15 protein-coding genes are annotated in these 12469 nt (G+C 71.5%); 7 read left to right on the top strand and 8 right to left on the bottom strand.

Translation table 11 applies throughout. The annotated features are described in order from the left end of the window. Positions 1-8: 8 nt before the first annotated feature. Genes VGN50_RS01400 through VGN50_RS01390 form a run of 3 tightly spaced genes read right to left on the bottom strand, consistent with a single transcriptional unit; the run spans position 9 to position 1984 of the window. On the bottom strand, positions 9-413 hold the full coding sequence (locus VGN50_RS01400) for a TraR/DksA family transcriptional regulator (RefSeq protein WP_327442848.1): 405 nt from the start codon (positions 411-413) through the stop codon (positions 9-11). Continuing rightward, positions 410-1063 (bottom strand): O-methyltransferase, encoded by a 654-nt coding sequence (locus VGN50_RS01395; RefSeq protein ID WP_327442847.1) that lies wholly within the window; start codon positions 1061-1063, stop codon positions 410-412. The genes VGN50_RS01400 and VGN50_RS01395 overlap by 4 nt, the downstream gene beginning before the upstream one ends. Positions 1064-1072: 9 nt before the next feature. Further along, a complete protein-coding gene (locus VGN50_RS01390; RefSeq protein ID WP_327442846.1) occupies positions 1073-1984 on the bottom strand; it encodes a ZIP family metal transporter in 912 nt (303 codons plus the stop codon). Positions 1985-2142: 158 nt separating this feature from the next. On the opposite strand from VGN50_RS01390, the gene VGN50_RS01385 reads away from it, so the two are divergent. The 3 genes from VGN50_RS01385 (at position 2143) to VGN50_RS01375 (ending at position 4709) form a co-directional block, all read left to right on the top strand. After that, positions 2143-2556: a hypothetical protein gene (locus VGN50_RS01385; RefSeq protein WP_327442845.1), complete on the top strand. Its 414-nt coding sequence runs from the start codon at positions 2143-2145 to the stop codon at positions 2554-2556. Further along, the gene (locus VGN50_RS01380; protein WP_327442844.1) at positions 2553-3707 is read left to right on the top strand and encodes a cation:proton antiporter; all 1155 of its coding nucleotides are present in this window, start codon (positions 2553-2555) and stop codon (positions 3705-3707) included. The genes VGN50_RS01385 and VGN50_RS01380 overlap by 4 nt, the downstream gene beginning before the upstream one ends. 246 nt (positions 3708-3953) lie before the next feature. Then, on the top strand, positions 3954-4709 hold the full coding sequence (locus VGN50_RS01375) for a hypothetical protein (RefSeq protein WP_327442843.1): 756 nt from the start codon (positions 3954-3956) through the stop codon (positions 4707-4709). A gap of 43 nt (positions 4710-4752) precedes the next feature. Here VGN50_RS01375 and VGN50_RS01370 read toward each other — a convergent pair whose 3' ends face one another. Together VGN50_RS01370 and VGN50_RS01365 are read right to left on the bottom strand one after the other, a co-directional pair. Next, the gene (locus VGN50_RS01370; protein ID WP_327442842.1) at positions 4753-5715 is read right to left on the bottom strand and encodes an undecaprenyl-diphosphate phosphatase; all 963 of its coding nucleotides are present in this window, start codon (positions 5713-5715) and stop codon (positions 4753-4755) included. Between the two features lie 57 nt (positions 5716-5772). After that, positions 5773-5958, bottom strand: coding sequence for a hypothetical protein (locus VGN50_RS01365; RefSeq protein WP_327442841.1), 186 nt, complete (start codon positions 5956-5958; stop codon positions 5773-5775). Between the two features lie 47 nt (positions 5959-6005). Here VGN50_RS01365 and VGN50_RS01360 point away from each other — a divergent pair, with 47 nt between their 5' ends. Continuing rightward, complete coding sequence (locus VGN50_RS01360) at positions 6006-6278, top strand: Smr/MutS family protein (RefSeq protein WP_327442840.1); 273 nt, start codon at positions 6006-6008, stop codon at positions 6276-6278. Continuing rightward, a complete protein-coding gene (locus VGN50_RS01355; protein ID WP_327442839.1) occupies positions 6275-7282 on the top strand; it encodes a molybdopterin-dependent oxidoreductase in 1008 nt (335 codons plus the stop codon). The genes VGN50_RS01360 and VGN50_RS01355 overlap by 4 nt, the downstream gene beginning before the upstream one ends. A gap of 18 nt (positions 7283-7300) precedes the next feature. Here VGN50_RS01355 and VGN50_RS01350 read toward each other — a convergent pair whose 3' ends face one another. From VGN50_RS01350 to VGN50_RS01340, 3 genes are all read right to left on the bottom strand, one after another. After that, the gene (locus tag VGN50_RS01350) at positions 7301-8650 is read right to left on the bottom strand and encodes an ammonium transporter (RefSeq protein WP_327442838.1); all 1350 of its coding nucleotides are present in this window, start codon (positions 8648-8650) and stop codon (positions 7301-7303) included. 124 nt (positions 8651-8774) lie between these two features. Beyond that, positions 8775-10133 carry an amidase gene (locus tag VGN50_RS01345; RefSeq protein WP_327442837.1) on the bottom strand — a complete coding sequence of 453 codons (1359 nt, stop codon included), beginning with the start codon at positions 10131-10133 and terminating at the stop codon, positions 8775-8777. Between the two features lie 36 nt (positions 10134-10169). Continuing rightward, positions 10170-11027, bottom strand: coding sequence for a hypothetical protein (locus tag VGN50_RS01340; RefSeq protein ID WP_327442836.1), 858 nt, complete (start codon positions 11025-11027; stop codon positions 10170-10172). Between the two features lie 83 nt (positions 11028-11110). Between VGN50_RS01340 and VGN50_RS01335 the strand changes: the two genes are divergently transcribed. Together VGN50_RS01335 and VGN50_RS01330 are read left to right on the top strand one after the other, a co-directional pair. Further along, positions 11111-11635, top strand: coding sequence for a hypothetical protein (locus VGN50_RS01335; protein WP_327442835.1), 525 nt, complete (start codon positions 11111-11113; stop codon positions 11633-11635). 12 nt (positions 11636-11647) lie between these two features. Next, positions 11648-12370: a class F sortase gene (locus VGN50_RS01330; RefSeq protein ID WP_327442834.1), complete on the top strand. Its 723-nt coding sequence runs from the start codon at positions 11648-11650 to the stop codon at positions 12368-12370. Positions 12371-12469 lie beyond the last annotated feature (99 nt).

The following is a 12469-nucleotide window of genomic DNA, read 5'->3' as shown; positions in this document are numbered from 1 at the left end:
TCTCGAGTCTAGGTGCGCCGCCGGCGAATCCCTCGTGAACCGGCGGCGGTCGCGTGGCGGACGCAGGTGCGAGTGCTGGGGCGCGCCTCGAGCCGCCCCTCGCCGATGGGCTCACCACAGACCTCGCAGAACCAGTACGTCCCGTCTGCGAGCCGTGCGGTCGCCGCCTCGATCGCCGCCAGGTGCGCGCGCCCGTGCTCGGCGAGGGCGCTGAGCTGCGAGCGCTCGTAGGCGATCGTGTGCCCCTCGGGGTCGTGCTCGTCGTCGGCGTTCGAGTCCTGGGAGGAGTCGATGAGCGAGCGCAGGTCCGCGTCCAAGCGGGCGAGCTGGTCCAGGGCGAGCGCCCGCTCCCCCGCCAGGCGCTGCGCGACGAGCGCGGGGCTGGGCTCCCGCTCCTGCCCGGACGCCGTCACCGGCGCCGCGCCAGGGTCAGGCCGTCGAACGCGGTCAGCACGACGACCTCGACCCGGTCGTCAGCGGCCACGAGGTCGTTGAAGAGACGTAGCGCGTCGGTGTTGGTGTCCGACACATCGGGGTCGACGATGCGCCCGCTCCACAGCACGTTGTCGACGAGCAACAGGCCCCCGGGACGAACCCTGGGCACGAGCTCGGCCCAGTATGCCGAGTACCCCGGCTTGTCGGCGTCGATGAAGACCAGGTCGAGGTCGGCCTCCGACGGCAGTGCCCGCAGCGTGTCGAGCGCAGGAGCGAGCCGCAGCTCGATGCGGTCCGCCAGACCCGCCTCGGACCAGGCACGCCGAGCGATGGAGGTCCACTCCTCGCTGACGTCGCAGCACAGCAGGCTCCCACCGTCGGCAAGACCACGAGCGATGCACAGGCTGGAGTACCCGGTGAAGGTGCCGACCTCGACGGCGCGCCGAGCGCCGACCAGCCCGGTGAGCATCGTCAGCAGCTGGCCCTGGTCCTCCCCGATCTGCATCCCGGCCGCGTCCCCGAGGGCCGCGGTCTCCGAGCGCAGCCGTCGCATCACCTCGTCCGGTCGGAAGGAGCCGTGCTCCACGGCATACGAACGGACCTCGTCGGTGACCACGAAGCTGCGCACGGTTCGACGCTACGCTCCCGCGGCCACCAGGATGCCGTCAGTCAGGAACCCCAGCATCACGCCCAGGAGGATGCACCAGGTGGTCAGCTCCTTGAGCCCCGCGCGGCGGGCCACGGCGAGCAGCTCGATGACGACGTAGAGGACCGAGCCGGCCGCCAGACCGAGGAAGGCGATGGCCAGCGTGTCGTTGACGACGCTCTGGCCGATGAGGGTGCCCACGAAGGTCGGACCGCCGCCGATGAGGCCGAGCAGGCCCAGCCGGCCCCAGCTCGGACGCTCGGCCTGGCCGGTCAGCGGCGCCACGATGCCGAAGCCCTCGGTGGCGTTGTGCAGGGCGAAGCCGATGACCAGAAGGACGGCCAGCGACAGCTGACCACCGGCCGCGGAGTTGCCGATCGCCAGGCCCTCGGCGAAGTTGTGCAGGCCGATGCCCACCGCGATCATCAGTGCCAGGTCAGCCGCAGCCGAGGGGGTCAGGGCTGCCGCTGGGCCGGAGGTGGGGACCGGCGAGGAGGTCGCGGGGGCGCCACTCTGGACACCGGCGGCACCCACCGAGGCGGGGACAGCCGGCGCACCCACGGGGACCGCGACCGGAGCGGGCTGAGCCGCCTTGCGGCTGCGCCGGGCCGCCATGAGCTTGTCGTAGTAGACGAGGCCGGCCATGCCGAGCGCCAGCCCCACCGCGAGGACGACCGCCCCGGTGACAGCGCTGCCCCACTTATGGGCGGCCAGCGCCGAGTCGGTGGGCTCCCAGGCGTGGGAGAGGATGTCCCACACCAGGAACACCAGGACCCCGATGGCCACCCCGTTGAGGGCAGCCTTGACGCGGGGCGCGGGCTGGTGCAGCCGACCGACGGGCAGGCCGAGGAAGATCGTGAAACCGGCGATCAGACCCAAGAGGGCGATCTGGGTGGCGGACATCAACAGCTCCTGGAACACGGGGACAGGTCAGGTGAGGTGAGGCTTACCTATCTAACCACGGCTTGCCGAGGAGACGAAGCCGGGGGCCGCAGCGCCCCGTAGACGGGTGAGGCTCTCGTCCGCTTTGCTGTGGGCGCCGAACGACGAAGGAGACGACCATGGCGAAGCACCGAGATGCCGCTCCCCCGGCGGTCACCTGGCAGGACCATCCTGAGGAGCACGACTACCCCGCCGCGGCCTCCTACCTGTCGCTCGTCGCCGACCCGGCGACCGTGGCCGCCACCGTCGAGGCCTTCCACACGGCGACGACCGCTCACTACAAGGCCAAGGACATCCTGCGTGCGGCCCGGCTGCCGCTGCTGCCCGAGACCAACCCGCACGTCCGGTCGGACCTGGCCAAGGTCCGTGACGCAAAGCCGCTCTCGCCCGTGCTCATGGTGCGCGGCGATGCGTCGGCGGGACATCCCGCGCAGATCGCCGACGGCTACCACCGGGTCTGCGCCTCGTACCTCACCGACGAGAACACCGACGTCTCCGTGCGGCTCGTCGACCTTGCCGCGCCCCGCCCGTGACCTTCGCCCAGCTCGCCCTCGTCTGCGCCGTCGCGCTGGTCGGGCCGATGCTTGCCGTCCAAGGGCTGGCCCGGGTCCCCGTGGTGATCGGCGAGCTCATCGTCGGGATCGTGTTGGGCGCCACCGGACTTCGCGTGCTCGACAGCTCGAGCGCCACCTTCTCGTTCCTCGCCCAGGTGGGCTTCGCGCTGGTCATGTTCGTCGCGGGATCGCACGTCCCGGTCCGGGACCCTGCCCTGCGGGCCGGCGCCGTCTGGGGCCTCACCCGGGCGGTGGGCATCGGCATACTGTCCGTGCCCGTGGCCCTCGTGCTCGCGCACCTCTTCGGCACCGGCCACACAGCCCTGTATGCCGTGCTGCTCACCTCCTCATCCGCCTCGCTCATCATGCCTGCGCTGTCGGGAGTCCCGTTGTCGGGCAAGGCGATCGAACAGATGCTGCCGCAGATCGCGATCGCCGATGCAGCGTCCATCGTGCTGCTGCCCCTGGTGATCGACTCAGCGCACGTCCGTCGCGCAGCGCTCGGCGCTGCCCTGGTCATCGTGGCAGGGGTGGTCGTCTTCCTGGGGCTACGCACCCTCGAGCGTCGCGGGACGCGCCAGCGCATCCACGATGTCTCAGAGGAGAACGGGCTGGCTGTCGAGCTCCGGTCGACGCTCGCGCTGCTGTTCGCTCTGGCGGCGATCGCGACCGCCATGCACGTCTCGATCATGCTGGCCGGTTTCGCCCTCGGCCTGGGGGTGGCCGCCATCGGTGAGCCTCGTCGCCTGACCAAGCAGGTGTTCGCGCTCACCGAGGGCCTGTTCGCACCCATCTTCTTCGTGTGGCTCGGTAGCTCGCTGAACCTGCGCGAGCTCGCGCAACATCCTTCGGCGATCGCCCTCGGTGTGGCCCTGGGAGTGTCCGCCGCCGTCGTCCACGGCGCGATGGCCCTGACCGGCCAGCCCTGGCCCGTCGCGCTCGTGACGTCCGCGGAGCTCGGGGTCCCTGTGGCGGCAGCCACGCTCGGGTCGACGTTGGGCGTGCTCGCGCCCGGTGAGAACACCGCGATCCTCCTGGGTGCCCTGCTCACCATCGGTCTCGTCGCCGTCGTGTCGCGGTCCGTCGCAAAGGCAGCCGAAGAGTCGGCACCCGCTCAGCCAAACGGCTGAAATCAACGGGCAGGCGATAACGGCACCCTGCCTGGTTCGTTGGGAGGGGTAGCGTCCAGACACCGCCCAGAGAAAGGCCCGCCATGGTTCCCGTCGACCCGACCGGCGAGCTTCGTGACAGCGTGCTCGACCAGGAGATCACCCTGCTCGGTGAGCTCATGGACGCAGTCGCCCGTGCGGGACACTCCCTGACGACACCCGAGCTGGACCGCGTCCTCGGTCTCTCGAGGCCCGATACTGGCAGGCATGGCCGAACACGAACCTGAGCCTGGACCCACGCGGCCGGCGCCAGCCCGCAGACGGATCTCCCAGCTGCTGGCGGAGATCGAGCACACTGAGGCGCACGTCCCCGCCTGGCTGCGGGCCACCAGCCCCGAGAACCGTCTCCCCGTCGGCCTGGCGCTGCTCGTGGCGATCGGCCTGCAGCTGCGGCTGCCGGACCGTTACGGGCTGCAGCCGAGATGGCTGATGGCCGCCCTCGAGCTGGTCCTGCTGGGCATCCTCACGGCGATCAACCCGATCCGGCTCAACCGTTCGACGCGGCTGGGACGGCTGGCCAGCATCGCCATCGTGGCAGCCATCACCATCGACAACGGCATCGCCGCAGGATCGCTGGATCTCCACATCGTGCGGGGCTCGACGGGTCTGGATGCCATCGGGCTGCTGGCGACCGGAGCAGCCATCTATGCGACGAACGTGATCGTGTTCGGCGTCTGGTACTGGGAGCTCGACCGAGGTGGACCCTTCAACCGGGCGCAGGGGATGGACCCACATCCCGACTTCCTGTTTCCCCAGATGACGGCGGCGCACCTCGCGCCGCCCGACTGGGAGCCGCTGTTCGTCGACTACCTCTACCTGAGCCTGACCAACGTGCTGGCCTTCTCCCCCACGGACACGCTGCCGCTCAGCCGCTGGGCCAAGTCGCTCATGGCCTTCCAGTCGGTCGTGGCCCTCTCGACGACGGCGCTGGTCATCGCCCGGGCCGTCAACATCCTCAAGTAGCGGGTGACATAGCGGCGTCCGCCACAGGTGATGACACCAGGAGTCAGGCGAAGACGACGATGCAGGCCGCGCCGGCCACGAGGCTGTAGATCGCGAACGGCGTCAAGGTCCGTGTCTCGAACCACCGCGTGAGGAAGCGCACCGAGACGTACGACGCGACACCGGCCACGACCGCCCCGACGAGAACCTGCCCATGGATCTGCGCGCCGGCCGGCCCGGCGAGGCTCGGCAGCTTCAGCAGCCCGGCAGCCAGGATGACCGGTGTCGCGAGCAGGAAGGAGAACCGGGCGGCATCTCGGTGGGACAGGCCCCGGGCGAGCCCGCCCACCATGGAGATGCCCGAGCGGGAGATCCCGGCCAGCAGAGCGAACGTCTGGAAGAAACCGATGATGCCGGCCTCGGTGTAGCTCAGGGTGGCGAGCTGCCGACGGGGCGTGACGCGCTGCTGCACGGCCACCTGCGATGCGTCGGTTCCGGCCACACCCGTGGCCTCGGGCTCGGCCCGCTGGTCGTCGTCGCCCGGTGCCCGGCGCCTCAGACGCTCGCCGGCCAGCAGGATGACTCCGTTGATGGTCAGGAAGACGGCGGCAGCCAGCGGCTTCGCGAACAGCGTCCGGAAGGTGTGCTCGAGGGCGAGGCCGGTGATCCCGACCGGGATCGTCGCGACGACCAGCAGCCAGGCCAGTCGCTCGTCCGCGTCTCGGGTGACGATCCTGCGGGCCGCGACCGAGGGACGCAGGGTACGCAGGAACCCGGAGATGATCCGGATCCAGTCCTGCCGGAAGAAGACCAGCAGCGCCACGGCGCTCGCCACGTGCAGGGCCACGATGAAGGCCAGATAGGGGCTGCTCTCCGACGAAGAGGTCGTCGACTGGGTGACCAGCGCTTTCCAGCTGCCACCGACCAGGGCCGGGAGGAGCACGGAGTGGCCCAGGCTCGACACGGGGAACAGCTCGGTGACGCCTTGGACGAGACCGATCACGACGGCCTGGAGATAAGTAAGCACGGTGCAGCGTGCCGCACCGCCCCTGAGCGCCGCCTGAGGATCCGAATGGGAGAGTGCTCAGGCCCGGCGGCGGCTGCTGAGGGCGACCACGACCCCGACCACGACGAGGAACGACCCGATCACGGCCCAGATCCCCTGGCCGCTCATGCCGCTGCCGCCCACGACGCCGAACCCCTGCAACGCCCAGACCAGGCCGACCAGGGCGAGAACCACACCGATGACGAGGCGCATGCGAGGGCTCACATCCGCAGTCTAGGCGCGCGCCCTGTCCGAGGGTGCACGATGACAGGGTGAAGCTCACCCTCGACCTGCACGACATCTACAACCGCAGCGCCGACATCGACCGCGCGCTGCGGGCGGTCATGGACGAGGCGGTGGCGAAGAAGGCTCCGCTGGTGGAGATCATCCCCGGCAAGGGGTCTGGTGCGCTGAAGAAGCGCGTGCTGCGGTTCCTCGACCAGAAGGAGAACCGCGCGCTCTACCACCGGGTCGAGAAGGACGTGGACAACCACGGCCGGATCTTCGTGCACTTCCGGTGGAAGGGCCCGGCGCGACGGCGATGAGCGGCCGGCTGGCCAACCTGACCCTGCTGGTGGTGGCGCCGCTGGCAGCCGCGACCGGCTTCGCGATGTTTCTGTTCGGCAGCGGGCCGGTCTGGCCCGTCGCCATCCTGCACGGAGTCGTCGGCCTCCTCGTGGTCGTGCTGGTCCCGTGGAAGTCGGTGGTCGTGCGCCGGGGGCTGCGGCGTCTGCGCCGTCCCGGCGTGGTCACGTCACTGGCCCTCGGGGCCACGGTCGTGCTGGCCCTCGTGACGGGTGTCGCCCATCTCGACGGGGCGTGGGCCGGCGGCGCGTCACCGACGGTGCTGCAGCTGCATGTGGGGGCCGGGATCCTGGCGGTGATCCTGACGCTCGCTCACGCCGTCCGGCGACGGGTCCATCCCCGGCGGACCGACCTGTCGCGGCGCACGTTCGTCCGTCTTGCGGGAGTCACCGCGGCGGCGGGAGCGCTCGAGGCGTGCGTCCAGGCCACCAGCGCGCTCACGACGCAACGCGGCATACGCCGGTCGACCGGCTCGTATCGGCTGGCCTCGTCCTCGGTTGCAGCGATCCCCGCCACCTCGTGGCTGTTCGACCAGGTGCCCGACGTCGACCCGGCCTCCTGGCGGCTGTCGGTGACCTCGGCCGGCAGTTCACGCGAGTGGTCGCTGGCCGAGCTGTCCCAGTGGGGTGACCGGCAGGTCGCCGTCCTGGACTGCACCGGGGGGTGGTGGACCGAGCAGGAATGGTCGGGGGTGCGGTTGACCCGGCTGCTGCCCGGGAGTACCTACGGAGGCACCCACGGAAGCGTCGCGGTGGTGAGTGCGACGGGCTACTTCCGGCGGTTGCCGGTCACCGACGACCTGCTGCTCGCCACCGCGGTCGGGGGCGTCACGCTGTCACCCGAGCATGGTTCGCCCGTCCGTCTCGTGGTCCCGGGCCGCCGTGGCTACCACTGGGTCAAGTGGGTGGTCAGGATCGAGCACGACGACCGCCCGTGGTGGGTCGAGCCTCCCCTGCCGCTGTGATGGTTGCCGATGGTGCCTTCAGCGGCGCGCCTCGGACGAGGCCTCCGCGTGCGAGAGCCCGTGGTGGAACGAGGCACGCCCCGTGGCCAGGTGGTGCAGGTCGTAGGCCGTCTCGCCGTGGATGACCAGGTCGATGCCGCTGACCTCGTCGTCGACGTGCACGCGGAAGCCCATCAGGCGGTCGACGGCCCACCCGAGGGCGCCCGAGACGGCGAACGCGTAGAGCATGACCACGACGCACCCCACGGCCTGGCGTCCGAGCTGCCCGAGGCCGCCGCCGTAGAACAGTCCGTTGACGCCCGTGGGGGCGGCAGCCGTTGCCAGCAGCCCGATCCCGAGGGTGCCGACCAGGCCGCCCACCATATGCACCCCCACGACGTCGAGGGAGTCGTCGTAGCCGAACCGGTGCTTGAGACCGATGGCGAACGCGCAGACGACACCGGCGGCGGCGCCCATCGCGAGCGAGCCCAGCGGTGACAGCGAGGCACACGAAGGCGTGATGGCCACCAAGCCGGCGACCATCCCCGACGCCGCGCCGAGCGAGGTGGCGTGTCCGTCGCGGTACCGCTCGACGAGGAGCCAGCCCAGAGTGCCCGCCGCGCCCGCCAGGAGTGTGGTGGTGAAGATGTCGGCGGCCTTCTGGTTCGCCGCGAGCGCGGAGCCGGCGTTGAAGCCGAACCAGCCGAACCACAGCAGCCCCGCGCCCATCATCACGAGCGTCAGGTTGTGCGGGCGCATGGGGTCCTTGCCGAACCCGTGCCTGCGCCCCAGGACGAGGGCGAGCGCGAGACCCGAGGCGCCAGAACAGATCTCGACGGCGGTGCCACCCGCGAAGTCGATGAGGTGCACCTGGTTGACCAGCCACCCGCCGACATGCCGCGGCGAGCTGCCGTCGAACACCCAGTGCGCCACCGGCGCATAGACCAGGACGGTCCACACGGTGATGAACGCCATCCAGGCGCCGAACCGGGCGCGGTCCGCGATGGCTCCCGAGACGAGCGCACCCGTGATCACACAGAAGAGCCCCTGGAAGACCGCGAAGAGGATCACCGGGATGGGCGCCGAGCCGTTGCTCGACGCCGCCATGAGCCCTCGCAGGCCGAGGTGCTCCATCGGGTTGCCCAGCAGACCGTGACCCACGTCGTTGCCGAACGCGAGGGAGTACCCGACCACGGTCCAGACGATGACGACGGCGGCGAGGGCACCGAAGGTCATCATCATCATGTTGAGCACGCTCTTGGCCCGCACCATGCCGCCGTAGAACAACGCCAGCCCGGGCGCCATGAGCAGCACGAGCGCGCAGGAGACCAACAACCAGGCGGTGTCGCCGGTGTCGAGGCCGGACGGAGTCACAGCGAGCAGGCTCAAGCGCGATCACCTCGGGCGGTCGGCGGCGACGGGGATGGGTGCCGCTGGGCAGGTCGGCTCACCGTAGCGGTCGGCCAGCTCACCCTCCAGCGGCGTCTCAGCAGCATTTCAGCGGTATGCCGTGTCAGCGGTATGCGGGCGCCAGCCGCTCCCACGGAGCGAGCCGCTCCACGAGCGCCGCCACCCCCAACAGAAGCTGCTCGCCGCCGTCGGGCGCCACCAGCTGCACGGCCAGCGGCGTCCCCGTCCGGGGGTGGACGCCGGCAGGGAGGGAGAGGGCGGGATACCCGGCGAAGTTCCAGGGCGCGGCATACGGCGCGTAGCGGGCGTTGGCGGCGAAGACGCGCGCCCACGAGCGCTGGCCCCACCGTGCGGCCGCGATGGGAGGCGCGGCCAGCGTCGGTGTCACCAGCAGGTCGTGGTGAGTGAAGAACTCGGCCAGCCGCGACCGGAACCGGTCCCGGTCGCGGTCGTGGACGAGCTGCGCCGCGCGGACCACGTCGCCCAGAGCGGCGTGGAACCGCACGGCACGGTCCAGCCGCGACCGCTCCAGACCCTGGGCGTCGTGCGAGGTGCCACCGACCCACCGGGCCAGTAGCGGCAGCGGGTTCGCGGGGTAGGGCGGGTCGACCCGCTCGACCCGATGGCCGGCGCCCGCGAGCAGCCGGACGGTCCGCACGACCGCACGCTCGTGCTCGACGTCGGGACGGACTCCGACGATGGGGGGCTTGGTGGACGCGGCGACACGGAGGGCGCGGTCAGGCTCGCGCACGTCGGCCAGTACCGGCTTGTCGGCCATCACCGAGAGGACGAGTGCGGCATCGGCCACTGTCGTCGCCAGGGGGCCGTTCTCCGCCATGCCGTACCAGTCGTTGGGCCCCAGCTGGGCGGGCACGAGGCCGCTGCCCGGCTTCAGGCCGACCAGACCGCAGCTCGCCGCCGGGATGCGGATCGAGCCCATCCCGTCAGCGGCATGCGCCACCGGCACTAGACCCGAGGCGACGGCAGCAGCGGAACCGCCCGACGACCCGCCCGCGGTGCGGCCGGCATCCCACGGGTTGTGGGTGATGCCGGAAGCGCAGTCGGTCGCGCCGAAGACGCACAGCTCGGGCACCCGGGTGAGGCCGACCACGACGGCACCGGCCGCGCGAAGCCGCGCGACCACCGGGTGGTCGGCTCCCCGGGGGTGAGCCGAGGTGGCGGTCGAGCCGTTGCGCATCGGCTCGCCCTCCACGGGGACGTTGTCCTTGACCGCGAGGGGAACACCCGCGAGGGTTAGCTCGCCAAGGTCCGGGCGGCGCGCCACCGCCTCCGCCTCTGCCAGCGCCTTCTCCGTGCGCACGACCTCGAAGGCGCCAATGGCCTTGTCCTGCTGGGCGATCCGCTGCAACGTCACCTGCACGACATCGGGGGCTGACAGAGCGCCGCTGCGCACCGCCGCTGCGATGTCTGTGGCAGTCAGGGCAGGCGCGGGCGTCGTCATGGGTGCGAGCGTACGGCCGGAGCGTGGCTGTGGCGCTCAGGCCGTCGTGGAAATCACTTCGGTGCGCAGCTCATGACTGCCGTCGGCGAGGGGCGCCTCGTACCAGAGCCGATACCCGCCGCCTGGCAGCGCGACGACATCCAGATACCGGAGGTCGGCGACTGGCTGCTCCCCCAGCGCCACGACCCGGTCCGTACGTCGGAGCGCCACACCTGTCCGCTCCCTGAAGTTCTCCTCGGGGTTGGCGCGCCCGTCGTAGTAGACCCGGTCGTCGACCACCGCAGTCACCCGCGCTCCTCGCGCGTCCCACACGCCGGGGCGCCCCTGCAGCGTCGTCGCGGTCCAGCTCCACCGCACGCCGTCATCGCTGATGGCCAGGCGACTGACCATCCGGTCCTCGGCGCCCGGCACCTCCAGCGGATGGCAGCACACCCAGGCCTCCCAGCTGCCCGCGCTCCGTCGGACGACCGGGTCCTTGACGCCGGTGCTCTGGTCACCGCTCAGGACCGTCACGGGCTCGGCGACCGAGAGAGCCTCGGGAGTGGCGGCCTCGACGAGCTCGATGCGCCAGTGCTTGGTGCCCCGAGTCGCACATGACAGGTACAGCCGCCAGGCGCCGTCATCGGTCCGGACGAGCGCCGGGCGCTCCAGCGACTCGGCATCGAGCTGCTCCTTGGTGAGCTCGGCGAAGGGTGTCATCGCCACGCCGTCAGGGGAACGGGCGAGCACCACCCGACCGCCCCGACTCTGTGCGGTCCGGACCCGGTAGGCGACCACGAAGCCACCGTCCTCGAGCGCCACCGCGCTCGAGGCGCCTGCCCAGCTACCCGGTCCCGGGCCCGGCGCCGCTACGCAGACGTCAAAAGGGCGGGTGGTCGGCTGCAGGAGGTCCATCCGCGCCACGGTAGCCGCCAGGGCGCCAACCTCCGTGGTGCATCGGGCGTCTCAGAGGCACAACCCTTCTTCAGGAGGTCTCGATGCACAAGGTTCTCGGTACGGCAGCGCTCACCACTGTCATCTGTTGTCTGGCCGCTCCCGCTCTGGCGGCGCCCGGCGCATCTCTCGCCGTCTCACCCTCGTCCCAGCACGCCGGCGGTTCGGTGCAGGTGAGCGGCACCTGCGAGGCCGGCACGTCCGGCTTCGCGATCTCCAGTGCCTTCGTCCACGACGCGACGCACGACTTCGCGGGTGTCGGGGCGGCGCCGTTCACGACCGACAGCCAGGGCCGATTCGCCACGACCGCGATGATCGCCAGCGCCACGACGCCCGGCAGCTACACCGTGTCAGCCCGCTGTGGTGGCGGCAACATCGGAGTCACCGCGACGGTGATGGTCACCTCCCGCTCGAGCGTGCCCAGCGCGCCCACCCAGGTGCCTGCGGGGACCGGCGGGCTGGCCGCCACTGGCTCCGGGACCACCCCGCTCGAGCTCGAGCTTGCAGCGCTGGGTGGGGCCCTCGTCCTGGCGGGTGGCGTCGGTTTGGCGCGGCGCAGCCGGCGCTAGAGCGCGGTCCCGATGTCCTCGGCATACCGGGCTGTGCTCACCGTCGGCTCGGCGGCGTGTGTGACCGTGGGCGCGGGCCTGCTCGCCCTCGCGGTCACCATGTCGGCCCAGAACCGGCCCCTGCCGGCCGACTTCGGCCGGCTGCCGGTCACGGCATCGGGGGCGTCGGCGGCAACCCCGGCACCCGCCGTGACGCCGCCGCCGACCCCGGCGTCGGCGGCGTCGGCGTCGACCGCCACGACCACCACGGTCGGCACGACGGACCGCGCCCCGACGGCGCGGGTCACGCCTGCCCCGCCGAGCGCTGTCGCGATCCCGGCCATCGGGGTCCGGGCGGCGGTCCTGGCCGTGCACGCCGTCAACGGGGTGCTCGGGGTGCCCGGCGACCCCCGTGAGCTCGGGTGGTGGGCCGACGGGGCGCCGGCCGGTGCCGCGACAGGGACCGTCGTCCTCGACGGTCACGTCGACTCGGCCGTGTCCGGCGAGGGCGCGCTGTTCGACCTCACCCGGCTGCAGGTCGGTGATGCGGTGCTCGTGACGACGACCCCGGGTCGGACGGTCCGCTTCGTCGTCACGGCCCGCCGCACGTACCTGAAGGTCGACGGCCTGCCGCCCGACCTCTTCCGCACCGATGGCCCACCCGGGCTCGTGCTCATCACGTGCGGTGGCCCGTTCGACCGTTCCGCCCGCAGCTACCTCGACAACATCGTCGTCTTCGCCTCGCCGGCGGCCTAGGGCTCTCGCGTCGCTGTCCTCGGGTCGGCTCGGCCTTGGGCTTGGGCTTGGCGCCGGCTTCGCTGAGTTGGCCGTTGCTTGCCACCGCTGACCTACGTC

The sequence above is a fragment of the Pedococcus sp. genome, from assembly GCF_036000045.1.
In the GTDB taxonomy this organism is placed as follows: Bacteria; Actinomycetota; Actinomycetes; order Actinomycetales; family Dermatophilaceae; genus Pedococcus.
Note: the sequence above shows the minus strand (reverse complement) of the source record. Positions and strands in the feature narration are given on the sequence as shown.

Coding starts and splice junctions, on each gene's coding strand:
- VGN50_RS01375 (WP_327442843.1), top strand. CDS start 3,954: ATGGCCGAACACGAACCTGAGCCTGGACCCACGCGGCCGGCGCCAGCC.
- VGN50_RS01340 (WP_327442836.1), bottom strand. CDS start 11,027: ATGGACCTCCTGCAGCCGACCACCCGCCCTTTTGACGTCTGCGTAGCG.
- VGN50_RS01345 (WP_327442837.1), bottom strand. CDS start 10,133: ATGACGACGCCCGCGCCTGCCCTGACTGCCACAGACATCGCAGCGGCG.
- VGN50_RS01355 (WP_327442839.1), top strand. CDS start 6,275: ATGAGCGGCCGGCTGGCCAACCTGACCCTGCTGGTGGTGGCGCCGCTG.
- VGN50_RS01385 (WP_327442845.1), top strand. CDS start 2,143: ATGGCGAAGCACCGAGATGCCGCTCCCCCGGCGGTCACCTGGCAGGAC.
- VGN50_RS01330 (WP_327442834.1), top strand. CDS start 11,648: ATGTCCTCGGCATACCGGGCTGTGCTCACCGTCGGCTCGGCGGCGTGT.
- VGN50_RS01390 (WP_327442846.1), bottom strand. CDS start 1,984: ATGTCCGCCACCCAGATCGCCCTCTTGGGTCTGATCGCCGGTTTCACG.
- VGN50_RS01335 (WP_327442835.1), top strand. CDS start 11,111: ATGCACAAGGTTCTCGGTACGGCAGCGCTCACCACTGTCATCTGTTGT.